Source organism: Lentzea sp. NPDC058436 (genome assembly GCF_042721515.1).
Lineage (GTDB): Bacteria > Actinomycetota > Actinomycetes > Mycobacteriales > Pseudonocardiaceae > Lentzea.
In genome coordinates this window covers 40855-64097 of the sequence record NZ_JBHXLF010000021.1, presented here as the reverse complement: position 1 = coordinate 64097, position 23243 = coordinate 40855, and the positions used below count along the sequence as shown (strand labels likewise).

Here is a 23243-nt window from a genome sequence, read left to right as displayed (position 1 = left end):
CCATGGGTTCAACCGACCACGGAGACGCGCTGCAGGTCCTGCAGCGCGTCTTCGGGTACCCCGAGTTCCGCGGCGACCAGGCCGCCATCGTCGAGCACGTGATCGCGGGTGGCGACGCGCTCGTGCTCATGCCGACCGGCGGCGGCAAGTCCCTCTGCTACCAGGTGCCCGCCCTGGTGCGGTCCGGCACGGGCGTGGTGATCTCCCCGCTCATCGCGCTGATGCAGGACCAGGTGGACGCGTTGCGCGCGCTGGGCGTGCGCGCGGGCTTCCTGAACTCCTCGCTGTCGTGGGACGAACGGCGGATGGTCGAGGCCGAGTTCGTCAACGGCGAGCTCGACCTGCTCTACCTGGCGCCGGAACGGCTGACGTCCGAGGCCACCGTGCGCCTGCTGGAGCAGGGCGAGATCGCGCTGTTCGCGATCGACGAGGCGCACTGCGTCTCCCAGTGGGGCCACGACTTCCGGCCCGACTACCTCTCGCTCACGCACCTGCACGAGCGCTGGCCGAAGGTGCCGCGCATCGCGCTGACCGCCACGGCCACGGAGGCGACGCGCCAGGAGATCCTCACGCGTCTGGAGCTGGGCGAGGGGCGGCAGTTCGTCTCCAGCTTCGACCGGCCGAACATCCAGTACCGCATCGTCGGCAAGAAGGAGCCGAAGAAGCAGCTGCTGGACCTGCTGCGCGGCGAGCACCAGGGCGACGCGGGCATCGTCTACTGCCTGTCCCGCGCGTCGGTGGAGAAGACGGCGGAGTTCCTGGTGGCCAACGGCATCCCCGCGCTGCCGTACCACGCGGGGCTCGACTCGTCGGTCCGCCAGCGCAACCAGTCGCGCTTCCTGCGGGAGGACGGTCTGGTCATGGTCGCCACCATCGCGTTCGGCATGGGCATCGACAAGCCGGACGTCCGCTTCGTCGCCCACCTCGACCTGCCGAAGTCCGTCGAGGGCTACTACCAGGAGACGGGGCGTGCCGGCCGCGACGGGCTGCCCTCCACCGCCTGGCTCGCGTACGGCCTGCAGGACGTGGTGCAGCAGCGGAAGATGATCGAGTCGTCGGAGGGCGACCTGGCGTTCCGCCGCCGTTCCCAGGCGCACCTCGACGCGATGCTCGCCCTCTGCGAGACGGTGTCGTGCCGCCGCACCAGGCTGCTGGAGTACTTCAACGAGTCCGGTGTCCCGTGCGGCAACTGCGACACGTGCCTGACACCGCCCGAGGCGTGGGACGGCACGGTGGCCGCGCAGAAGGTCCTCTCGACGGTCTACCGCCTGCGCAAGGAGCGCAACCAGAAGTTCGGGGCCGGCCAGGCCATCGACATCCTGCTGGGCCGCAAGACCGCCAAGGTCATCCAGTTCGACCACGACCAGCTCAGCACGTTCGGCATCGGCGAGGACCTGAACGAGAGCGAGTGGCGCGGCGTCGTCCGCCAGCTCCTCGCCCAGGGCCTGCTGGCCGTCGAGGGCGAGTACTCGACGCTGGTCCTCACCGAGGCGAGCGCCGAGGTGCTGGGCCGCAAGCGCGAAGTCAAGATGCGCAAGGACCCGACGCCCGCTCGCTCGACGACCCGCACGGCGTCCTCGTCCTCGTCCTCGGGCGCGGCCAAGGTGAAGGTCGACCTGCCAGCCGACGCGGGCCCGCTCTTCGAGGCACTGCGCGAGTGGCGCGCCGGCCAGGCCCGCGAACAGGGCGTCCCGGCCTACGTGATCTTCCACGACGCCACGCTGAAGTCCATCGCGGCCTCACGCCCCGGCTCGCTCACCGCCCTGGGCGCGGTGAGCGGCGTCGGCCAGGCGAAGCTCACGAAGTACGGCGAGCAGATCCTGGAGGTCGTGGCGGGTGGCGGCCCCGTGCCCGCCTCCGAACCGGCGCCCCCGGTCGCCAAGCCCAAGTCCAGGACGCCGAGCCAGGGCGGTGCCGCCTGGGGCTCGGACGCGGCCGCCGACGAGTGGCCGGAGCCGGAGGAGCCCGACGAGCCGATGGACTGGTAGCCCGGACGGCACCGCCCGGTTCACGTTCCTCAGCGCCGTGAACCGGGTGCCGGTCTGAGAGCACGTCGTCAGGTCACCTTCTCGACCTGGGCCCGCTTGATCACGTTCTTGCCGGACTCCCCGACGAGCTCGAAGGCCGCGCTGTTCAACACGACGCAGCCCGTCCCGACACCGACGACCGGCACGGTCGTCTGCCTGCCGTTGTCCAGGTTGGTGACGCGCACCGAAGTTCCCACCGGCAGCTGAGACGAGAACGCTCCCGGAGCCCCACCTACGGCCGACAGGCCGACGGTCGCGCCGTCGCAGACGACCTGCCCGACGGTCCCTGACGCCCGGATGCGGGAAGCGGAAGCACGGGTGGTGGGCGCGGGCGCGTTTCCGACGATCTCCACGCGGATGCGGCGCAGAACTCTGTCCCCTCCGCCTTCTGCTGCGTCGCCGGACCGCAGCGAGTCGAGCGCGGCCGTGTTCAGCACGGCGCACCCGGTCGAGGTCCCGATGACCGAGATGGTGATCGCCCGTTCGTTCGCGGGATTGGTGAGCCGCGCCAGCGTTCCGGCGGGGAACCGGTCCGAGAACATTCCGGCCGGGCCCTTGGCGTTCGTCGTCTTCACCTGCTGCCCGCCGCACACCTCTTTGCCCGCGGGTCCCGACTGCGACGAAGGAGCACCGGATCCGGCGAGGGCGAAGGCCGCACTCCCGATGGCCACGACGACCGAGGAGACTCCGGCACCCGCGATCCAGCCCTTTGACCAGCGCATCCAAACACCCGACCCTTCTGTCAGGCCGTACGGCCCGCAGATCGGGAAGGTTCAACGACGTGTGGCGCGCAGCAGCGCAGTTGGGTCACACGACGCGAGGTGGTCGCGTAGGGCGACATGCGCGAAGCGGTACTCGCCGTCGACGCGGGTGAGCAGCAGCCGGTCCTGCGCGAGGTGGAGCAAAGCCTTGCGGCGGAACGACAACTCGCCCATCGACAGGGGACGTGTGACACCCTCCGCAGCGACTTCGGCGAGGGCGTCGAACGGCCAGACGTAGTCGCGTGCAGCGGTCGGGGTCACCAACAACCCGAGTGCCACTCCCAGTGCGGTTCCCCAGGATCCGAGCGCGCCGATCCCGCCGAGCAGACCGACCGTGCCGAGTACCGGGACGGCGGGCTGCACCCACCACGGGCGGCCCAGGCGCATGCGTTGTTGTTGCCCCGGACGCACCGTGCGCCACACACGCCCCACGGCCGCGGCGAAGATCCCGCCTGCCACGCCTGCGGAAAAACCGACGCCCATGCCCGCCAGCACGGCGTAGGGGCCGGTCCAGATCATCGCGACCGCCGGCGAGGCGGCGATCAGCACCGCCCACGGCACGGGCGCATCACCCGGTATGAACCCCAACGCCAAGAAGAACGACGCCACCACCACGAACACGTACGCCACGAGGTACGGCCACGGCGCACCGATTCCGCCCAGCCACAAACCGACGAGCCCGACGAGCAATCCACCGAACACTCCGGCGAGGAAGCCGAGTGCCGCGGTGATGATGCCGTGCGCGCGTCCAGGTGGATGGAAGACGTGCGGCAGTTTGTTCACCAGTACGAGCAACGAAGAAGAAGCCGCCACGAACGCCAAAGCAGGCCACAAACCGAGACGCAGTCCCGTCATGAACGCCACGGCACACACACCACCGGCATATGCGGCAGGCACCGCGCGCACGAACAGCAACCACAACGGACGCGTCGGCAGCAGCGGAAGCCATGCACGGCGGTGAGGCATGTGCACGGGCGCACCGAGGTCCGGTCGTCCCAACCGTGCGAGGAACTTCAACGCGCGAATGGTGGGGCCTGCACCGCGTTGCCCGGAAAGCCTTTCCACGACGAAGGAACCCACGAAGTCGTTGCCGATCGTGTCGACCTGCTTGTCCAGGTGCGTCAGCGCCAGCAGGTTCAGCGCCAGCGGCGAGTCGAGGCGCTCCCAGATCTCCGGGGTGAGGGCCGCCTCCAGGCTGTCGAGCCGTGGGCTGACCGAGGCGATGTACTCCAGGACCTGGCCCCGCGACAACGGTTCCACGCACACCGAGGGCAGGTTCTCGATCGGTCCCGTCGAGCAGACGGCCGAGGCGAACGGCGCGAGTTCGGTCTCGCAGTGCGCGCGGTCGATGCGGGGCACTTCATCCAGGCCGTCGATGAGCACGGCCACGCGCTCGCGGCGCAGCCAGATGGTGCCGGCCGAGCGGCTGATGCCGTAGCGGCGGTTCATCTCGCGCAGCAGCCACGCGGTGAACTCCGTCGGCTTGCGCGACCCGTACGCGCGCCACGTCGCCAAGTCCACGACGACGGGAATCGGTGCGTCGGGGTCGTTGCGCGCTCGTTCGACCAGGGCCAGGCACAGTTCGCGCAGCAACGTCGACCGGCCGCTGCCGACCGGGCCGACCAGGACCATGCTGCGCCCGAGGCGGTCGTAGACGTCCGCCAGGTCGGCCGACGAGACCTCTTCGCCCGCCACGCGCACGGAGAGCTTGGGCTGCCGCAGGACGCCGAGCTTGATCTGCGTCTGGGCCGCCAGCGAGGCGGCGAGCAGCGCTTTCACCCGCGTTTCGACGCGGGCGAGGGCGGCGGTGCGGTTGCTGGTCTCGTGTCCGCGGAGGCGTTCCCAGAGAGCGAGACCGATCGCGACGAGCACCATCAGGCCGACCGCGGGCCACAGCCACCGGCCGAACTCGCCGAAGAACCCCGGCAGCGCTCCGCCGGTGCTCACGCTGATGGCCGCCGGAAGCAGCAGAACGACGGTGACCAGGCACAACGCGGCCAACGCCGTCAGCCGTGCCGCTCTCGTCACCCCGCTCGGATCCACCTTCACCTCCGCGATCCCGGCGAACGACGGTAACCGTGTCGCCGGGATCGCGGTAGTGAATCCGATCAGGCTTAACTCACACGCGAAACAACCGCCTGCGCCGCCTCAGGAACCCACTCTGGGTAGGTCCCCGTCACTGCTGCTGGCCACCGAAGTTCCGGAGGCCTTCCTTGAGCTTGTCCTCGCCCTTGTCGATGTGCTCGCTGTGCTTGCCGCCGGTCTTGTCGTCGGCGAACTGGCCCGCGCGCTCGACACCGTCGTCGACCTTGTCGCCGTGCTGGCCGATGAGGTCCTTGGCCTTGTTCTTCAACTCGTCGAATCCCATGACTGCATTACCTCCCTATGCAGTTCGGGTACCCCGTCTCGGATCCGGTACACGTCACTGGATCGAGTGAAGTGCCGCCACGGGGCTCACCCGCGCAGCCCGGCGGGCAGGCAACAGCCCCGCACCTGCCGTGAGTGCGGCCAGGACGAGCACCACGACACCGACCGGGACGACGGGCACCTGCAGGGGCCATTCGATGCCGAGCGAGATGATCGCGAGCCACGCGTACGGAATGCCGACGGCGAGCCCGACGACCGCGCCCACGATCCCGTACAGCCCGGCCTCGGTCGTGACGAGGCGCCTGAGTTCCTTGCGGGTCAACCCGATCGCGCGCAACAGCCCGGACTCACGAGTCCGTTCGAGCACCGACAACGCCGTGGTCGACCCTACTCCCACCACCGCGATCACCAAGGTGAGGAACAGCAGTCCGAGCGCGATCGCCACCAAAGAGGTGAACCAGTTCTCCTGCGCGAGCCGGCGGTCCGCGAGCGATTCGACCTCGAACCCCGGAGGCACCCGTTCCCTGGCACCGTTCGCGAGCGCGCCGACCGACTCACCCTCCACATCGGACGAGTGCAGCAGCGCGCTGCCGAGTGGTACCCCGCCGAACAAGGTCGCTGCCACCGTCATCCGCACGCCGTTGACGTCGGTCTGGGACCCCGCCGTCAGGCCGAGCCTGCTCGCGGTGGAGGTCGACAGGATGATCTTGTGCGGCCCCATGTCGCCGAGAGCCCCGGAGTCGACGCGGAAGTCGGGCAGGTCGCGGAGCCTCGTCAGGTCGAGGTCGGTGGCGCGCATGGTGAGCTGCCCGGCGACGGTGATCTCGGTGCGCCGGTAGGGGAGCACGTCCGTGAGCCCTGCCGCGTTCAGCGCGGCGACGTCGACGGTCCCGGTGATCTCCAGGTCCGCCGGATACGCGCTCGCCATCTCGGCCCTGCCCAGACCTTGCAACGTGTTCGCGCCGGTCAGCGTCGCGATGATGAGGCTGACGCCCAGCGCCACCACCGCGGTGACGGAGGCGGCTCTGCGTGGCGCGCCACCGACGCCGCTCACCGCCAGCGTGCCGATGGTGCTGCGCCGCAACGGAAGGCTGATCAGCCGCAGAACGGGAGAGATCAAAGCCGGCCCGAGAGTGATCAACGCACCGAACGCCAGCGCACCGCTGATGGTCGTGCGCAGCAGCAGGTCTTCGGTCATCCCGCTCGGCCGTTGTTTGGTGGCAAGGCCCTCCACGGCGACGTTCACCAGCAGCAGACCAGTGCCGATCACCATGAGGCCTCCGAGCACCCAGCGCGGCCCGCCGATCCGGCTCTGGGCGTCCTGCACGGCCGAGGTGCGCAGCGCCTCCAGTGGCGAGACCTTGGCCGCCGACCAAGCCGGAGCCAGCACGGCGAGCGTCGTCAGCACGAACGACCCGAAGACCACGACCAACGCGGGCATGAGCGGAAGCCCCGGCGCCTCCAGACCGGCCAGCGGCACGAGTTGCCCGAGACCTGCCGCCAGCGCGACCCCGGCGACCGAGGCCAGCAACCCCGTCAGCGCACCTTCGACTATCAGCCCGCGTGCCAGCCGTACGCGCGTAGCCCCGACTGCCCGCAACAGCGCGAGCTCCCGCATCCGTTGTGCGAACACGATGCGGAACGTCGAGGTGGAGACCAGCGCGGCCACGATCATGGCGACCGTCACGAACGCGCCGAGCAGCGCGAACACCTCGACCAGCCGCGCCGCCCTGATGGTCAGCGTGCGTTCGGTGACGTCCTTGGCGAGCACGGTCGAGTAGGCGAAGAACGCCGCGATCGTGATCGACAGAACGGGCAGGAACCTCCTCACGCGGCGACCGCCTGAACGACCTGTCCGTCGGCCATGTGCACCACGGCGTCGGCGTAAGAGGCGGCCCTGTCGTCGTGCGTGACCATCACGATCGTCTGGCCGAAATCACGCACGGCCTGACGCAGAAGGTTGAGCACGTCCGCAGACGAGCGCGAGTCGAGGTTGCCGGTCGGTTCGTCCGCGAAGACCACCTCCGGGCGCGTGACCAGCGCACGCGCCAATGCCACGCGCTGCTGCTGCCCGCCGGACATCTCCGACGGCCGGTGCGACAGCCGTGACGACAGGCCCAGCACCTCCACGAGCTGCGAGAACCACGCCTTGTCGGCGGTGCGGCCGGCGAGGCTGAGCGGCAGCAGGACGTTCTGCTCCGCCGTGAGCGTGGGCAGCAGGTTGAACGCCTGGAACACGAACCCGATCCGGTCCCGCCGCACCTTGGTCAGCGCGGTGTCCGACAGCCTGGTCAGGTCCTTCCCGCCGAGCAGGGCCGCGCCGGAGGTGGCGGTGTCGAGGCCCGCGAGGCAGTGCATGAGCGTCGACTTGCCGGAGCCGGACGGTCCCATGATCACGCTGAAGGCGGCCGGCCGGAACCCGACGGTCACGCCGTCGAGCGCTAGAACCGCCGTGTCGCCGGAGCCGTACACCTTCACGAGGTCGACCGCGGCGGAAGCGAAGTTGTTCACCTGGCCAGCAAAGTCCGCGGCGAGGGCGAAAACCTCAGTCCCGAGCACGGTCGGCCTCTGTCTTTCGGCCGATCTGCGAACCGCCCGCGAGTGCATAAGGTCGTGGCCATGCTCTGGAGGTTCGGCGCGGTCGCCGCACTGCTCGTCGCGGCGTTCGTGGACTTCTACTACGGTCTGTTCAAGTCCCCGGGTCTCTACCCGTGGACGGGCTGGGCCGCGTTCGGCTGCGTCGTGCTGCCCACGCTCGGGTGGCTGCGTCCCCACCGACTGGTGGCCGCGGTCGCCGCTACCGCCTGCCTCACGTTCACCCTGGTCAACCCGCTCGACAAGGAGTTCGGGCTGGCCGAGGCCCTGGCGCTCACCGGCGTGCTGGCGGTCACGGCCGACCGGGCCAGGTCGTGGCGGGACGCGCCGTTGCTCGCCTGGATCGTCCTCGCGCTGGCCACCCAGCCGCTGAGCTACCCGTTGCGCAGCTCCGACCTGGCCCTGGCGATGGGACTGCTCGTCGTGGCCACCGGAGTGCTCGCGCTGGTGGGATACGTCCGCCTGCTGGGCAACGCGCGGGAGAAGCAGGTCGCGGCCGTCAAAGCCGAGCAGAAGGCCGAGTTCGCGCGCGACCTGCACGACTTCGTGGGCCACCACATCACCGGCATGGTCGTGCTCGCCCAGGGCGCGAGCCGGATCGTCGAACGCAACCCCGCGCAGGCCAAACAGGCCCTCGACCGCATCGAGGAGGCCGGCGGCGAGGCGATGACCGCCATGCGCCGCATGATCGGCATGCTGCGCGACGACGCCCCCGTGGCACCGGTCGCGGGCATCGTCGACATCGAGCCGTTGGTCGCCGCCGAACCGAGGGCCACCCTCGAAATCCACGGCGACACCGAGACACTGCCGCTCGAAGTGGCCAGTTCGGTGCATCGCGTCGTCATGGAGTCGTTGACCAACATCAGAAAACACGCCCGCGAAGCGACCACAGTGGACGTCCAGATCCAGACTTCACCGGACTGGGTGACGGTCAGGATCTCCGACGACGGCAGGCCCGCGAGGCAGGGCAACGGTTTCGGGCTCGTCGGACTCACCGAACGCGTGCAGGCGCTCGGTGGCAGGATCAAAGCCGGGCCGGGCATCAACGGCGGCTGGGTCGTCGACGCCGCAGTCCCGACAGGAAGGGCGACCGCGTGATCAGGGTTCTCGTCGCGGACGACCAGGCGATGGTGCGCACCGGGTTCGGCATGATTCTAGGTGCCGAGTCCGACATCGAGGTCGTGGCGGAGGCGCGTGACGGTGTCGAGGCCGTCGCCGAGGCACGCCGCACCAAGCCGGACGTCGCGCTGATGGACATCCGCATGCCGCGCATGGACGGACTCGAAGCCCTGAAACAGATCTCGAACGACGTGCACGTGGTGGTGTGCACGACGTTCGACCACGACGAGTACGTACACACAGCGCTGAAGAACGGCGCGTGCGGGTTCTTGTTGAAGGACGCCGGACCGAACCTGCTCGTCGAAGCGGTCCGTGCGGCCGTCACGGGGGACGCGCTCATCAGTCCGTCGATCACCGTCAGGCTGTTGCAGCACATGAACTCCCCAGAGCCACAACAGCCGCACACGCTCTCAGCCCGTGAGCTCGACGTCGTGAAACTCGCGGCCATCGGCCGCACGAACGCCGAGATCGCGCAGGAGCTGTTCATCTCGATCGGCACGGTGAAGACGCACCTGGCGAGCGTTCAGGCCAAACTGGACGCCCGCAACCGCGTCGAGATCGCCGCGTGGGCGTGGGAAACCCGGCTGGTCGGCCGAAAGTAGGAGCCACAACCGGTCTGCGGACAGAAGCCACGTCCGACGCCCATCACCAGAATTCGAGCCATGAAGAAACTCCTGCTGCTGATCCCCGTGCTGGCGCTCACGGCGTGCGGACCGAAGAGCTACACCTACGAGGCGTTCTACGACATCGAGGGCACCGGCACCGCCGAGGTGACGCTCAGCGTCCCCGGTGGCGCGTCGCAGTCCGAAACCGTGGACCTGCCGGTGAAGGACAGGGGCATGCTCGCCAACGCGCTGGGCAGGATCACGCTGACGGTGCGGCCGCAGACCGGCCAGGCCACCTGCAAACTGCGCGTGGAGAAGGAAAAGGAGATCACGAACTCCGGCGCGCAGGCGACGTGCGAGTACGAGATCACCGACGACACGGACAACTGAGTGATCCGTTAAAGCTTGCCGGGCCACCACCGGCTCCACTAGGAAACGCGCATGAGGCGAATCGCAGCTGGACTGGCAGTGGCGGCGCTGGCCGTTGGTTTCATCACGACGGGCACCGCGTCGGCGGACGTTCAGACGGCCCGGCCGGACTGCGGCTACACCGCGACCCCGGAGGAACCGGCCGCGCGTCCCGTGTCGATCCCGCGCGACCCGTGGTTCACCAAGGGCAAGGTCCTGGTCAAGGTCAAGACGAACCAGGGTGACGTCCCGCTGGTCCTCGACCGCTCGAAGGCCGCGTGCACCGCGCACAGCTTCATCCACCTGGCGCTCCGCGGGTTCTACAACCAGACCGAGTGCCACCGGCTCACCGCGTACCCGACGCTGAAGGTGCTGCAGTGCGGCGACCCGTCCAACACGGGTGAGGGCGGCCCCGGTTACAGGTACAAGGACGAGCTTCCGACCGACCTGCAGCCCGCCCCCAACGACCCGACGGGCGAGCGCCGGATCTACCCGCGCGGCACGCTCGCCATGGCGAACGCCGGCCCGGACACGAACGGCTCCCAGTTCTTCCTGGTGCAGTCGGACTCGATCCTGCGCCCGAACTACACCGTGTTCGGCCAGATCCTGCCCGAGGGCCTGAAGACCCTCGACAAGATCGCGGCCGGCGGCATCGCGGGGGAGAACCCGCTGGACGGCCGCCCGAACGTCAAGTCCGAGCTCAAGTGGGTGCTCCCGCTCGGGATCTAACGCCCGGCCCAGCCCGTGAGCGCGCCGTAGAACGCGTCGGAGAGCCGCCGGACCACCTGCTCGTCGGGTAGTCCGGCGGTTTTCGTCAGGTCGAGGATCTCCCTCGGGTCGAACAACGCGTCGTGCAGGAACCGTGCGATGTCCAGCAGCGTGTCCGGCAGTTCCAGGTCGGCCAGCACACCCTTCAACGCCGGGTCCCACGCGCTGCCGGACAGCGTCGCCATCGTCTCGGCACCGTGCAGGCGCTCCAGGAGCCCGCGCTGCGAGCCGGACCGCACGATCACCGGTCCGTGCACCCTCTGCAGCTTCACCCAGCACGTGGCCTGGTGCTCGAACAGGGCCTTGCCCGTCTTGCGGGACCGTTCGCCGTGTTCGACCAACGACACGATGACCTCTTCGTGATAGGCCACCACGAGCGCTTCCACGGACGGGAAATGCCGATACGCCGTCGCCTGTGAAAGCGCCGCCTTGTGCGCGATCGACTGCATCGTCGCCGTTGCTGGTTCAGCCCGCAGCACGGACGTCGCGGCATCCAGCAATCGCTTGCGGTTGCGACGCGCGTCACTGCGGCTGTTTGTCTCCTCCGGCAGAACGTCCTCCCACCCGCGAACCCAGTGCGAGGTGCAGGATAGGACGAACGATCATCGAAATGATGGGATTCCGGTCAACGCGTGGCCGATGGATAGCAGGTGGATGTCGGAAGTGCCCTCATAAGTAAGCACGGATTCCAGGTTGTTGGCGTGACGCAGGGGCGAGTACTCCAGTGAGATGCCGTTCGCGCCGAGGATGGTCCGGCTTTCCCGCGCGATCGCGATGGCCGACTCGACGTTGTTGTACTTGCCGACGCTGATCTGCTCGGGCTTGAGCGTGCCGGCCTCCTTGAGCCTCGCGAGGTGCAACGCCAGCAACATGGAGTTGCTGACCTGCACCGTCATGCTCGCGAGCTTGCGCTGGGTCAGCTGGAACGCGGCGATCGGCTTGTCGAACTGGATGCGCGTTCCGGAGTAGCGCAGTGCCGCCTGCAACGAATCCCTCGCGGCCCCGACGGCGCCGAACACGATCCCGAACCGAGCCTCGCTCAAACACGTGAGCGGTGCGCGCAAGGAAGTCGCGAGCGGCAGCCGAGCGCTTTCCGGCAGCCGCACGTCCTCCAGGACCAACTCGGAAGTGACGGATGCTCGCATTGACAGCTTCTGCTTGACGTCGCGCGTCGAGAATCCCGACGTGCCGCGAGGAACGAGGAATCCTCGAATTCCCTCCTCGGTCCGCGCCCACACCGTCGCCACGTCCGCGAGGCCGCCGTTCGTGATCCACATCTTGGTTCCGTTGAGCACCCAGTCCGCACCGTCGCGCACGGCCTTCGTGCGCATGCCGGACGGGTTCGACCCGAAGTCCGGCTCGGTCAGCCCGAAGCACCCGATCGCCTCACCGGCGGCCAGTCGCGGCAGCCACTCCTGCTTCTGCTCCTCCGACCCGTACTTCCAGATCGAGAACATCGACAGCGACCCCTGCACCGACACGAAGCTGCGGATGCCGCTGTCCACGGCCTCCAGCTCCAGGCACGCCAGCCCGTACGCCAGCGCCGACGTCCCTGCGCACCCGTAGCCTTCGAGGTGCATGCCCAGCACCCCGAGCTTGCCGAGCTCCCGCGCCAGTTCGCGCGGCAGGATCCCCTCCTCGAACCACGACGCGACGTGCGGCCGCACGTGGTCGGTCAGGTAGGCCGCGACCGTGGCCTGGATGTCGCGCTCCTCGTCGCTCAGCAACGACGGGATGTCCAGCAGCTCCAACGGGTCCTGCACGTCACGGCTCCAGCTTCGGCGGGCGCAGCCGGTACGTCACCGGCGTGCGCGACAGGCGGATGGGGTTCGCGACCAGCGTCATGTCACCGATCATCGCGGTGGGGTTGAGGTCCAGCGACTCGGCGAGCGCGAACGCCCTCGCGACGTCGTTGACGGGACCGCACGGCACGCCTAGCGGCGTCAGCGTCTCGAACCAGTGCTGCGCCGGACGCGCCCGCAACCGCGCCGCGAGCAACTCGAACAGCTCGTCCACGTGCTCCACCCGAGCGGAGTTCGTGACGAACCGCTCGTCGGTAGCGAGCTCCGGCACGTCCAGCACCGAGCACAACCGGCGGAACTGCCGGTCGTTGCCCACCGCGAGCACGATCGGCTGGTCGGTCGTCGGGAACACCTCGTACGGCGCGATCGACGGATGCCGGTTGCCCATCGGTTTGGGCACCGAGCCGGCCAGTGTGAAGCCCGCGCTCTGGTTCACCATGCTCGACAGCAGCACCGTCAGCAGGTCCAGCTCGACGAGCTGCCCCAGCCCCGTCGCTTCCCGATGCCGCAACGCCGCCAGGATGCCGACGCACGCGTGCAACCCGGTCAGCACGTCGACCAGCGCCACACCGGTCTTCACCGGCTCGTACGGACCGGGACCGGTCACGCTCATCAACCCGCCCACGGCCTGCACGAGCAGGTCGTAGCCGGGCAGGTCCGCGCCCTTGCCTGAACCGAACCCGGAGATCGAGCAGTAGACGAGGTCGTCCCGCCCCAGCGACTCGTAGTCGAGCCCGAACTTCTTCATCGTGCCGGGCTTGAAGTTCTCGACCACGACGTCAGCCCGCGCGATCAGCTCACGCGCCTGCTCCCGGCCCGCCTCCGTGGACAGGTCGATCTGCACCGACGACTTGTTCCTGTTCACCGACAGGAAGTACGTCGCCTCGTCCTCGTAGTGCGGCGGACCCCACGTGCGGGTCTCGTCGCCTCTGCCGGGCTGCTCGACCTTGACGACCTCGGCGCCGAGGTCGCCCAGCACCATCGTCGCGTACGGCGCCGCGAGCACCCTGCTGAAGTCCGCGATCACCACCCCTTCGAGCGAACTCATGCGTACCGCCTCCGCTGCTTCGTCCTCGCGCATGCCGTTGCCGACTCGCGATTTCGCGCATCACTCAGTGCAGGTCCGTTGCCGCGCACGCGACCCGGCCCTGCTGTCGTGCCCGTCCTCACCGGCTCCCGGCCGAAGCGCGCTGTCACCACGCTCCGCGACCGGCTCATGCGACCCGGCCCTTCAACCTCATCGCGGCCAGCACGCGTTCCTGCGCCAGCTCCCGCGCCGCCACATGTGTTGTGGTGCCACGACTTCGCGCCTCGGCGATGACGTTGGCCGCGTTCGCTCTCAGCTTCACCGACACGGCGTCGAGCACCGTCGCCGGGTCCACCGGGAACGGCGAGTACCGCGCGTCCATCCCGTACGCCGCCGCGACCACGCCGCCGGCGTTCGCGATGAAGTCCGGCACGACCGTGATCCCGCGCCGCGCGAGAACCTCTTGCGCCGCACCGGAAGTCGGCAGGTTCGCGCCCTCGACCACCAGGGTGGTGTCGAGCTCTCCCGCGAGGTCCGCGTCGATCACGTCCTGCAACGCCGCCGGCACCAGCACGTCGCACGGCACCCTGAGCTCGGCACCGAGCGGACGGACCTCGCCGTACCGCGGCACCGCGAGGTCACCGAACTCGCCTCGCAGCTTCAGCAGTCGTGCGACGTCGAGACCACCGGCGTCGACCAGCGCTCCGTGCACCGACGACACGGCGACGACGACAGCACCGAGTTCGGCGAACCGCTTCGCCGCCGCGGCGCCGACCGCGCCAAAACCTTGCACCGCCACGCGTTTGCCGCGCAGCTCCATCAACTCGTCCGCCACCTCGGCCACGCCGTACCCGGTGACGCCCAGCTCGTCGTACGGAAGACCGCCGAGTTGAGCCGGTGCGCCCATCATAGCGCCGCGGTCCGACAGTTCGTCCTGGACGATCGCGGCGTCCCGTTCGGTGAGGCCCATGTCGAGCCCCAGCACGTACTCCCGCGGCACCTCGTTGGAGAGCTTGCGCGCGAACGCCCGCAGCACCGCCTCCTTGTCGGGGGAGGAGGGATCGAACGCGATGCCCGCCTTCGCGCCGCCGAAGAACAGGTCGACGCCGGCCCACTTCCACGTCATCACGCGCGCGAGGCGGGCGATCTCGGCGACCGTCACGCGCGGGCTCATCCGCGTGCCGCCCTTGCCCATGCCACGCGCGGTGTTGTCGATGACGAGCACGCCCTTCATGCCGGTGCGCCGGTCGGACACGCAGACGACCTTCTCCGGCCCCCACTCGTCCATGAGCTCGAGAACGTCCATCACATTCCTCACACGCGGTTGAGTTCCGGCCGTGCCTGGTCGGCGGCGAACCTGGAGGCGTCCAAACTGGACACGTCGACGAAGGGCTCGCGGCCGAGCACGAGGTCGCGCACGACCTCTCCGACAGCCGGGCCCTGCAGGAATCCGTGGCCGGAGAAGCCGGTGGCGTAGAAGAACCTGCCCACCGACCCGATCAGGGCGTTGTGGTCCGGCGTCACCTCGTACAGCCCCGCCCACCCGTTGCGCACGCCCACGTCCAGCAGCCTCGGCGCCCGCTTCCCGATCGCCTCGGTGAGGCGCGGCAGCCACGCGTCGGACATGTCCAGCTTGAAGCCCGGCGTCTCGTCCGGGTCGGACATCCCGAACAGCAGTCCGGGGCCTTCGCGGTGGAAGTAGAAGGTGCTGCCGAAGTCGATGGTGAAGGGCGTAACCCTATTGTGTAGTTCTGGCATGGGTTCGGTGAACATGATCTGCCGCCGCAAAGGGGAAACCGGCAGGTCAACGCCGACCATCTCGCCGATGCCCTTCGACCACGCACCCGCCGCGCAGACCAAATTTCGCGTGTGAACGGTCCCCTCACCGGTCGAGACGCGAAAAGTGTCGGAGCCGGTCCCTACTATCGATCTCACGGCAGTTCTGGTGCAGAAGCGGGCACCGAGCCGGCGGGCAGCGGTGGCGTAGCCCAGTACGACGGACTCAGGCGTGCAGTGTCCGTCGTCGGGCGAGTAGGTCGCCGCGAGCAGGCCGTCCGCTTCGATCAGCGGCGAGATCCGCCGAGCCTCCTCGACAGTCAGCATGCGGCTGCGCACGCCGAGGGAGTTCTGGAGATCGACGTTGCGCTCGAACGCCGTGACGTGTTCCCGAGATGAGAGGAGGAACAGGTAGCCGACCTGGTGCAGATCGATCTCCTGCCCCGGACGCTGCGGAAAGCGTTGGAACAGTTCGATTGAGCGAGCTCCGAGCCTGATGTTCAGTTCGTCGGAGAACTGGGCGCGCACCCCACCCGCCGCTTTGCAGGTGGAGCCGGACCCCAGATCATCCTTCTCCACGACCACAACGTCCCGGACTCCTGCCTCGGCGAGGTGAAAGGCGATGGATGTGCCGATCACCCCGCCGCCGATGACGACGACCTCTGCCTGAGCGGGCAGCTCAGGCGAGGCGGAAGTCAAGGTTCGCCTCGATCGCGAGAGTGTCCATCTGCGCTTTCTGCAGCTTCCCCGAGTAGTCCCAGTTCATGGACTGCCAGCGGGTGAACTGGTCGAGCACCCACACGCCCGACTGCCGGGAGCCGTTACCGCTCTTGCCGTTACCGCCGAACGGCAGGTGCGCCTCGGCCCCGGACGTCGAGTTGTTGACGCTGACCATTCCGGCGGAGATGCCGGCGCGGAACCGGAAGGCCTTGTTCGGGTCCGTGGTGTAGATGGAGCAGGAGAGGCCGTAGCCCGGCTTGTTGCCGAGCTCGATCGCCTCGTCCAGGTCCGAGTACTTCATGACGCCGACGATCGGCCCGAACGTCTCCTGGAGGAACAGTTCGTCGTCGTCGCGCACACCGGAAACGATTGCGGGGTGGTAGAAGAAGCCGTTCTCGCCAGTGAAGCCGTTGCGGGGGCTGGCAGCCGAGACGCGGCCGGTCGGGCCGTGCACCGTGTGGTGCTCGCCGATCCAGCCGAGGTACTTCTCGTACGCCAGTGCGAACTTCTCGTCCAGCAACGGTCCATAGAGGACATCACCGGTCGGGTCGCCCACGGTCGCGCCGGCGACGGCCTCGACGAACCGGGTCAGGAACTCGTCGTACACCGACTCGTGCACGATCGCCGTGCCGAGCGAGGTGCAGCGCTGGCCCGCGGAACCGAAGCCGGCGAACAGCGCGCCCTGCACGGCCAGGTCTAGGTCCGCGTCCTCGGTGACGACCATCGGGTTCTTGCCGCCCAGTTCCAGGCACGGCGTCTGGAGGTGACGGCCGCACAGTTCGCCGATGCGCACACCGACCTCGCTGGACCCGGTGAAGCCGACCTTGTCGACGAGTCCCTGCTGGAGTGACTGCTCAAGGCCGTCGAACGTTTCGGAGCCGTCGGCGAAGACGATCTCGAACACGCCGGCCGGGATGCCGGCGGCCTGGAACACGTCGTAGAAGGCCTGGGCCGACGCGGCGGAGTACTCGGCGGGCTTCCACACGACCGAGTTGCCGCACAGCAGCGCCGGGATGATGTACCAGGACGGCACGGCGACCGGGAAGTTGCCGGCGGTGATGATCGCCGCGACGCCGACCGGGTTGCGGAACGTGAAGAGCTGCTTGTCGGGCATCTCCGAGGGGACCGTCTGCCCGTAGAGGCGCCTGCCCTCGCCGACGAAGAAGTTCGCGGTGTCGACGATCTCCTGCACCTCGCCGCGGGCCTCGGCGATCGGCTTGCCGATCTCGCGGGTCACGAGCTGGGAGAGGGGCTCGAAGTTCGCCTCGACCAGGCGGCCGATGTTGCCGATGACCTGGCCGCGGACGGGCGCGGGCACGCGTGCCCATGCGCGTTGTGCGGCTTTGGCGCGCTCGGCGGCGTCGACGAAGGTGCGGCTGGTCCCGAGCTCGATCTCGGCGACCACGTCGGAGGTGTTCGACGGGTTCGTGGAGATGTAGGCCATGCATCCACCCTGGTGGGTGTGCGGTGGATGCGCCAGAGGTCGCAGAACGAAACCTCGCGACGTCGAGCATAAGCTGTCCTGGTGCTCAACCCGGTTCATCTCCGCACGCTCGTCGAGGTCGTGAAGACGGGGTCGTTCGCCGAGGCGGCGCGCAGTCTCGGCTACACGTCGTCGGCCGTGTCGCAGCAGATCTCGGCGTTCGAGCGGGCGGTCGGTGTGACGCTCTTCGAACGCGAGGCGCACTCGATCAGACCGGCGGCGGCCGCGCTGCTCATCGCCGAGCGCGGTGGCGAGCTGCTGGCCGCGCTCGACGAGTTCGAGCACGAGGTGAAGGCGATGGTGCAGGGCCTGCGGGGCCGCCTGCGGATCGGCACGTTCCCGACCGCGAGCGCGCGGATCGTGCCGAAGGCGCTGGCGAAGCTGCAGGCCGAGCTGCCGGGCGCCGAGATCCTCCTGGACGAGGCGGAGCCGGACGACGTGCTTCCGCTCGTGCTGACCGGCGAGCTCGACCTGGCGCTGGTCTACGCGTACGACCTCGTCCCGCGCACGTGGCCGGACGAGCTGACCGTCGTGCCGTTGCTGGACGAGTCGCTGCTGGTCATGGTGCCGGCAGGGCACCTGGCTGCGAAGAACAACGTCAAGCTCGAAGACCTCAGGGGCGAACGCTGGATCGCCTCACGCGACGGGACGTCCGGCGCCACCTGTCTCACGCGCTTGTGCGCGGCGGCGGGGTTCGCCCCCAAGATCGTGTTCCGGAGCAACGACTACGAGGTCGTGCAGTCGCTCGTGGCGGCTGGTGTCGGTGCCGCTCTCGTGCCCGCCCTCGGGTACAAGGGGCTGGCGGGGACGCACGCGATGCCGTTGCGGCACAAGCCGTTGCGCAGGCATGTGCACGTCGTCCACCGCACGGCGAACACCAACCCGTTGCTGCGCGACGCGGTGAACGCACTCCAGGACGTGTGCCGGAACGCCGTGGGCGGCTACCTGAGCCAGCCGTGACCGGGGACCGGGGCTATTCGCCTGTCTGGCCGTCGGCGAGTTCGCGGAGCAGGTCGAGGTGGCCGACGTGCCGTGCGGTCTCCTGCGCCACGTGGGCGAGGATCCACCGCACGGTGCGTTCGCCGTCGGCCGCCGTGGCGTCGGGGTCGAGCTTCTTCAGCGCCTCGGCGTTCGACCACTCCTCGCGGTAGGCCTGGATGAGGGACGCCGGGGTGTCGTCGTCGGCGAGGTTCCAGGACGGGTCCGGGTCGCCCTCCCACAGCGACGGCAGGTCGAGGCCCGCGCCCGCGATGCACAGCCAGTACCGCTCGACGGCCGTCAGGTGTTTGAGCAGGCCCAGCGCCGTCAGCTTCGGCGACGTGGCGATCGGGGCTGCCGCTGCCTGGTCCCGGGTCAGGCCGTCGACCTTCAACACGGCGGTCCTGCGGAGGAAGTCCAGGAACTCCCAGGCGAGTGCGGCCTCGTCGGTGGCGTGCTTCTCGGGCCAGGTTCGGGTCACCGGGCGAGTTTGTCAGCCTTCGTGGCCGCGAGGAACGCAGACCAGGCACCTGTCCCGAGGGCGATGTGGGCGGAGGGAGCCTTGCTGTCCCGCACGCCGACGCCGTGGCCGATCTCCACGCAGTCGGTTCCGTTGGGGCTGTAGCTGCTCTTGCGCCATTCGGTCATCGCGGCTGGCTCCTCAGGAGATGATGCTGGCGATCAACTCCTTCGATTCTTCCACGCCCAACGCGGTGCGATCGAGGGCTTTGAGGATGCGCGAGTAGGCCTCGATGGAGGCTTTGTCGTCCAGGTAGACGCCGTGGTTCTCGGCGTCGATGAAGACGACGGGCTCCAGCTTGTCGAACTTCATGAAGGTGAACGAGCCTGCCGTGCCGGCGTGCGCGCCGATGGAGGTGGGCACGATCCGATAGGTGATGTAGGAGCGGCGACCCATGGTCATCACGTGATCGAGCTGGTCCGACATCAGTTCGGGGCTGCCGATGGGAAGGTGCAGCGCCTGTTCGTGGATGTAGAAGGTCATCGCGCAACGCCGGCTGACCAGATGTTGCTGGCGTGCGGTTCGGGTGGCGACGCGTTCGTCGGCTTCCTCGTCGGGAGAGTTCGGATTGCCTTCGATCAGCGCGCGCAGGTAGTCCGGGAGCTGGAGCAGGCCCGGGATCAGGTGCATGCTCCAGTGGATGAGTTCGGTGGTGACCTTCTCGTTGTCGCCGAGGGTGCGTGGCCAGCCGGGTGACCTCTCGCCGTGGATTTGGAGCCAGCCCGACTTGTCGGCCTCGCGGTACATCGTGAGCAGGTGGTCGGACTCGTCGAGCGGGGTGCGGCAGACTCCCAGCAACCGGATGAGGTCGTGTTCGGTGATGCCGCCCTTGCCGTTCATCAGGTCGGACAGCTTGGCGGGGTCCCAACCCGCGAGGTGTGAAGCGCCGCGGCCGGTCAGGCCCGCCTTCTCGATGGCCGCGCGGATGCCCGCGCCGAGTTCTCGCCCTCGGACCGTGGAGTCTCTCTTCGGCATGAAATGAAGTTAGGGCCAAACATCGAATGATTCCAACAGGTTCGGGGAAGTTCAGCCGAAGAGGGGTCGGTGTTGGAGCAGGTCCAACGTCCTAAGTGTCCATTGGTTTTTCAGTAGTAGTGGCGGAGTTTTGGCCAGAGGGTTTCCCACGGTTCCGTGGTTGCCGCGCACAGCTTTATCTCCGTGCCGTCTTCTTCGTTCTCCACGGGGTTGTGGTGCTTTGCCACGACTTCGCAGTCGGTGAACGGCGGGTTGTCGAAGCCGACCAGGAGCACCTTTCCGCGGGTGGGCGGGGGAGGTCCCCAGTCGTAGAAGGACATGTGGCCGGACCAGACGGGCACCTCGGTGTGGGTCTCGATCGCGCCGGCCTGGCCGTAGTTGCGGGTGATCACCGTGGGGCGTTCGTGCGCGAGGAAGGCGTCCTGGACGGTCAGGGCCAGTTCGCGCCAGCCGACCTGTTCGCCTTGTTCGGGGTTGATGGCGATGACCGGGGCCAGCGCGCTGGGCGGCAGGAGCGGGAGTGAGCCGATCAAGGCGGGGACGACGCTCAGAGCGATGAGGACGGCACCGCTCGGTTTGTTGCGCGACAGCCATTCCTGGGCTTGGCGGGCGCCTGCCGCCGTCAGCACGAGGAGCAGCGGGACGGCGTAGTAGGGCTTGCCGCCGGTGATGAGGCACAGGGCGCAGAGGATCGGGTAGGCCAGTGCGATCGAGCGGAAGGTGTTGTCGCGCCAGAGGTTCCGGATGCCGATCAGCCAGACCGGCACCAGCAATGGTGACAGCAGCAGGATCTGCATGGGGACGAACATGATGCGGTTCTCGGTGCCGTCGTCCTCGCTGATGCCCTGGGCGACGGTGAGCAACGGGAAGTCGTGCAGCGCCTGCCAGACGACGACGGGAGCGGCGAGCACCGCGCACGCCGCGAGGCCGGCGAGGAGCCACCAGGTGCGCAGGACGGTGCGCGGTCCCACGGCGAGCAGTGCGGTCGCCATGGCCGCCAGCAACAACAGCAGCAACCACTTGTTGGCCAGGCCCACGCCGGCCGTCGCGCCGAGGGCGAGCCACCAGCGGCCGTCGCTCGTCTTCAGGAGTTTGATCGCGAAGTAGGCGATGAGCACCCAGATCAGCAGGTCGACGGTCGCGGTGGAGAGCATGTGGCTCACGGCGAGCACGAACGTCGACGTCGCCGAGGCGACGGCCGCGAAGGTCGTGCCGCCGCCCAGTTCCTTCGCGATCAGGGTGACCACGACGGTGATGCCCAGGGCCAGGAGGGTGGCGATCACGCGGAGGCCGACCGGCGTCTCGCCGAACACCTCCGTCGCCAGGCGGGCGAGGATCGGGGTGATCGGCGGCTGGTCGACGTAGCCCCAGTCGGGGCGTTTGCCCGCCGCGATGAAGTAGAGCTCGTCGCGGTGGAAGCCGTAGCGGCCCGACAACGCGGTCAGCACCACCGCCTGGACGGCGAGCACGATCCCCAGCCCACGTCTCATGGACGGACGGTACCCAGGGCGTCCCTGATCAGGTGGCGGTTTTGCGGTACCAGCGCGGGGAGGTGGTCATCGGTGGCTTGAGGCTCGCGTTGACCACGATCATGGTGGGGCCCTGGGCGCCGTTGAGAGCCGCCTTGAGGCCGTCGAAGCCGGTGAGCGTGACGGCGGGGATGCTGAAGCTCTCGGCGAGCTTGGCGAAGTCCGGCCGGGTGAGGTCCACGCCGCTGATGGTGTGGTTCGCGATCTGCTGGTCGTAGCGGAGCATGCCGTAGCCGCCGTCGTCGACGAGCACGATGGTGAGCGGAAGGCCTTCCTGCTTCAACGTCGCGAGGTCGCCGCACGCGAAGAGGAAGCCTCCGTCGCCCACGACCGCGATGGTGCGGTGTTCGACTGCCGCGCCGATGGCCGCTGGGAAACCGAAGCCGAGCGTTCCCCAGCCGACCGGGTAGGCGAGGCCGCGAGGTTTGGTGACGTGGTGGAAGCCGCCGATCCAGTAGCCGGGGATGCACATGTCGGCGACGATCGTGGCGTCGGTGCCTTCCAACGCCTGCAACAACTTCATCGCTTCGGGGGAGTCGGCTTCTGCCAGCGCGCGCACCTCGGCGTTGACCGCTTCGACGTCGACCGCGGCCTGCTTGGCGGTCACCGCGGCGACCAGTGCGGCCGTCACGGTGGCGGCGTCGCCTTCGAGCGTGACGTCGGCCGGGTAGTTCTTGTTCGCCTCTGCTTTGTCGATGTTGACGGCCAGGAGGGTGCGCGGTTTCGGCTGCAACCAGTTCTGGGTCATCATGCCGTCGAAGTCGGTGCCGATCGCGATCATGAGGTCGGCGTCGTCCCACAGCTTGCCGACGGGCGGTGCGTGCACTGGGCCGCGCACGACGTGAGGGCTGTCCGTCAGGCCGCGCGCGCCGTACGTCGTGATGATCGGTGCCTGCAGCTTGGCCGCCAACGCACCGATGGCGGCTCCTGCGCCCGACCGTGCCGCGCCACCGCCTGCCCAGATCAAAGGCTTCTCGGACGCGGCGACGAGCTTCTCGGCCTCGGTGAGGTCGACGACCGCGTGAGCGGGCTCGGCCTTCGCCACGGTGTGGTGCGGGACTTCGGCGGACAGGAAGTCCGTCGGGACGCCCAGGTACACCGGTCCGTGCGGGCTTCGTGACGCCTGCTGCACGGCCTTGTCGGTGTACGCGGCGAGGTCCTGGGCGGACGGCACGTCGAAGGCCGCTTTGGTGACCGGCACGAACATGGCTTTCTGGTCGCGCGTCTCGTGCAACACGCCGCGGTGGACACCTGGCTGCCGGAGAGTCGACGGGATGTCCGTGGCGATCACGAGCACCGGGCTGCCGGACGCCCACGCCTCGCCCGTGGCGCCCAGGGTGTTCGCCGCGCCGGGGCCGGTGGTCACGACCGCCACGCCGAGTTTGCCGGTGGCGCGTGCGTAGCCGTCTGCCGCGTAGACCGCTGTCTGCTCGTGGCGCACGCCGATCATGCGGATACCCGAGTGCTTCTCCAGCGCTTCCCAGATCGCGAGGTTGTGCACACCGGGCAGGCCGAACACCACCTCGACGTCGTGCGCGGCCAGCACTTCCAGCAAGCTCTCGGCACCCTGGGGCATGCGCTCGACGCTAAGGCCCGCTTACGGCGTGGGCAACGGGCGCGCAGCAGGTCTGGTGCTGAGCGTCAGGCGCGGGACGGCTCGGACGCGCGTTCGCGAAACTTCGCCGGAATCAAGCGAAACACAATTCGAACCGCGTTTCGGCGCGAATCACGGTTTGGTGAATTGGCCACGAAATGATTGCCAAGTGAAGTGTGTTCATCGGGT

The 23243-nt window shown here is 68.6% G+C and carries 22 protein-coding genes; 6 read left to right on the top strand and 16 right to left on the bottom strand.

The features are described 5' to 3' along the window. Positions 1-2 precede the first annotated feature (2 nt). Positions 3-1988 (top strand): DNA helicase RecQ, encoded by a 1986-nt coding sequence (recQ, locus tag ACFWN2_RS39115; RefSeq protein ID WP_382435613.1) that lies wholly within the window; start codon positions 3-5, stop codon positions 1986-1988. Positions 1989-2056: 68 nt separating this feature from the next. Here recQ and ACFWN2_RS39110 read toward each other — a convergent pair whose 3' ends face one another. The 5 genes from ACFWN2_RS39110 to ACFWN2_RS39090 form a co-directional block, all read right to left on the bottom strand. Then, positions 2057-2749 carry a hypothetical protein gene (locus tag ACFWN2_RS39110; RefSeq protein ID WP_382435612.1) on the bottom strand — a complete coding sequence of 231 codons (693 nt, stop codon included), beginning with the start codon at positions 2747-2749 and terminating at the stop codon, positions 2057-2059. A gap of 51 nt (positions 2750-2800) precedes the next feature. Next, positions 2801-4816 (bottom strand): NACHT domain-containing protein, encoded by a 2016-nt coding sequence (locus ACFWN2_RS39105; RefSeq protein WP_382435611.1) that lies wholly within the window; start codon positions 4814-4816, stop codon positions 2801-2803. A 148-nt stretch (positions 4817-4964) separates the two neighbouring features. Further along, positions 4965-5156, bottom strand: coding sequence for an antitoxin (locus tag ACFWN2_RS39100; protein ID WP_382435610.1), 192 nt, complete (start codon positions 5154-5156; stop codon positions 4965-4967). A gap of 54 nt (positions 5157-5210) precedes the next feature. Next, positions 5211-6986 (bottom strand): FtsX-like permease family protein, encoded by a 1776-nt coding sequence (locus ACFWN2_RS39095; protein ID WP_382435609.1) that lies wholly within the window; start codon positions 6984-6986, stop codon positions 5211-5213. Continuing rightward, the gene (locus ACFWN2_RS39090; protein ID WP_382435608.1) at positions 6983-7666 is read right to left on the bottom strand and encodes an ABC transporter ATP-binding protein; all 684 of its coding nucleotides are present in this window, start codon (positions 7664-7666) and stop codon (positions 6983-6985) included. The genes ACFWN2_RS39095 and ACFWN2_RS39090 overlap by 4 nt, the downstream gene beginning before the upstream one ends. Before the next feature lie 108 nt (positions 7667-7774). Between ACFWN2_RS39090 and ACFWN2_RS39085 the strand changes: the two genes are divergently transcribed. From ACFWN2_RS39085 to ACFWN2_RS39070, 4 genes are read left to right on the top strand one after another with little or no spacing between them, the layout of a single operon-like run. Next, positions 7775-8848 carry a sensor histidine kinase gene (locus tag ACFWN2_RS39085; RefSeq protein ID WP_382435607.1) on the top strand — a complete coding sequence of 358 codons (1074 nt, stop codon included), beginning with the start codon at positions 7775-7777 and terminating at the stop codon, positions 8846-8848. After that, positions 8845-9471 (top strand): response regulator, encoded by a 627-nt coding sequence (locus tag ACFWN2_RS39080; protein WP_382435606.1) that lies wholly within the window; start codon positions 8845-8847, stop codon positions 9469-9471. Before ACFWN2_RS39085 ends, ACFWN2_RS39080 begins: the two co-directional genes overlap by 4 nt. 60 nt (positions 9472-9531) lie before the next feature. Then, entirely contained in the window at positions 9532-9864 is a 333-nt protein-coding gene (locus ACFWN2_RS39075; protein WP_382435605.1) for a hypothetical protein, read from the top strand. A 51-nt stretch (positions 9865-9915) separates the two neighbouring features. Then, the gene (locus ACFWN2_RS39070) at positions 9916-10611 is read left to right on the top strand and encodes a peptidylprolyl isomerase (RefSeq protein ID WP_382435604.1); all 696 of its coding nucleotides are present in this window, start codon (positions 9916-9918) and stop codon (positions 10609-10611) included. Here the strand turns inward: ACFWN2_RS39070 and ACFWN2_RS39065 are convergent. The 6 genes from ACFWN2_RS39065 to ACFWN2_RS39040 form a co-directional block, all read right to left on the bottom strand. Continuing rightward, a complete protein-coding gene (locus ACFWN2_RS39065; protein ID WP_382435603.1) occupies positions 10608-11150 on the bottom strand; it encodes a TetR/AcrR family transcriptional regulator in 543 nt (180 codons plus the stop codon). The genes ACFWN2_RS39070 and ACFWN2_RS39065 overlap by 4 nt on opposite strands. 102 nt (positions 11151-11252) lie before the next feature. Beyond that, complete coding sequence (locus ACFWN2_RS39060) at positions 11253-12413, bottom strand: acyl-CoA dehydrogenase family protein (RefSeq protein ID WP_382435602.1); 1161 nt, start codon at positions 12411-12413, stop codon at positions 11253-11255. A 1-nt stretch (position 12414) separates the two neighbouring features. Continuing rightward, positions 12415-13500 (bottom strand): CaiB/BaiF CoA transferase family protein, encoded by a 1086-nt coding sequence (locus ACFWN2_RS39055; protein WP_382435601.1) that lies wholly within the window; start codon positions 13498-13500, stop codon positions 12415-12417. Between the two features lie 166 nt (positions 13501-13666). Then, entirely contained in the window at positions 13667-14785 is a 1119-nt protein-coding gene (locus tag ACFWN2_RS39050; protein ID WP_382435600.1) for a Glu/Leu/Phe/Val dehydrogenase, read from the bottom strand. A gap of 8 nt (positions 14786-14793) precedes the next feature. Then, complete coding sequence (locus ACFWN2_RS39045) at positions 14794-15954, bottom strand: NAD(P)/FAD-dependent oxidoreductase (RefSeq protein WP_382435599.1); 1161 nt, start codon at positions 15952-15954, stop codon at positions 14794-14796. Beyond that, positions 15935-17419: an aldehyde dehydrogenase family protein gene (locus ACFWN2_RS39040; RefSeq protein ID WP_382435598.1), complete on the bottom strand. Its 1485-nt coding sequence runs from the start codon at positions 17417-17419 to the stop codon at positions 15935-15937. The genes ACFWN2_RS39045 and ACFWN2_RS39040 overlap by 20 nt, the downstream gene beginning before the upstream one ends. Positions 17420-17500: 81 nt before the next feature. Here ACFWN2_RS39040 and ACFWN2_RS39035 point away from each other — a divergent pair, with 81 nt between their 5' ends. Further along, positions 17501-18418 (top strand): LysR family transcriptional regulator, encoded by a 918-nt coding sequence (locus ACFWN2_RS39035; protein ID WP_382435597.1) that lies wholly within the window; start codon positions 17501-17503, stop codon positions 18416-18418. A 13-nt stretch (positions 18419-18431) separates the two neighbouring features. Here ACFWN2_RS39035 and ACFWN2_RS39030 read toward each other — a convergent pair whose 3' ends face one another. From ACFWN2_RS39030 to ACFWN2_RS39010, 5 genes are all read right to left on the bottom strand, one after another. Continuing rightward, on the bottom strand, positions 18432-18917 hold the full coding sequence (locus ACFWN2_RS39030; protein ID WP_382435596.1) for a DinB family protein: 486 nt from the start codon (positions 18915-18917) through the stop codon (positions 18432-18434). Continuing rightward, entirely contained in the window at positions 18914-19084 is a 171-nt protein-coding gene (locus ACFWN2_RS39025; protein WP_382435595.1) for a DUF397 domain-containing protein, read from the bottom strand. Before ACFWN2_RS39025 ends, ACFWN2_RS39030 begins: the two co-directional genes overlap by 4 nt. Positions 19085-19097: 13 nt before the next feature. Continuing rightward, positions 19098-19931: a helix-turn-helix domain-containing protein gene (locus ACFWN2_RS39020; protein WP_382435594.1), complete on the bottom strand. Its 834-nt coding sequence runs from the start codon at positions 19929-19931 to the stop codon at positions 19098-19100. Positions 19932-20041: 110 nt separating this feature from the next. Then, positions 20042-21421: an ArnT family glycosyltransferase gene (locus ACFWN2_RS39015; RefSeq protein ID WP_382435593.1), complete on the bottom strand. Its 1380-nt coding sequence runs from the start codon at positions 21419-21421 to the stop codon at positions 20042-20044. Between the two features lie 28 nt (positions 21422-21449). After that, a complete protein-coding gene (locus tag ACFWN2_RS39010; RefSeq protein ID WP_382435592.1) occupies positions 21450-23036 on the bottom strand; it encodes a thiamine pyrophosphate-binding protein in 1587 nt (528 codons plus the stop codon). Between the last annotated feature and the right edge of the window lie 207 nt (positions 23037-23243).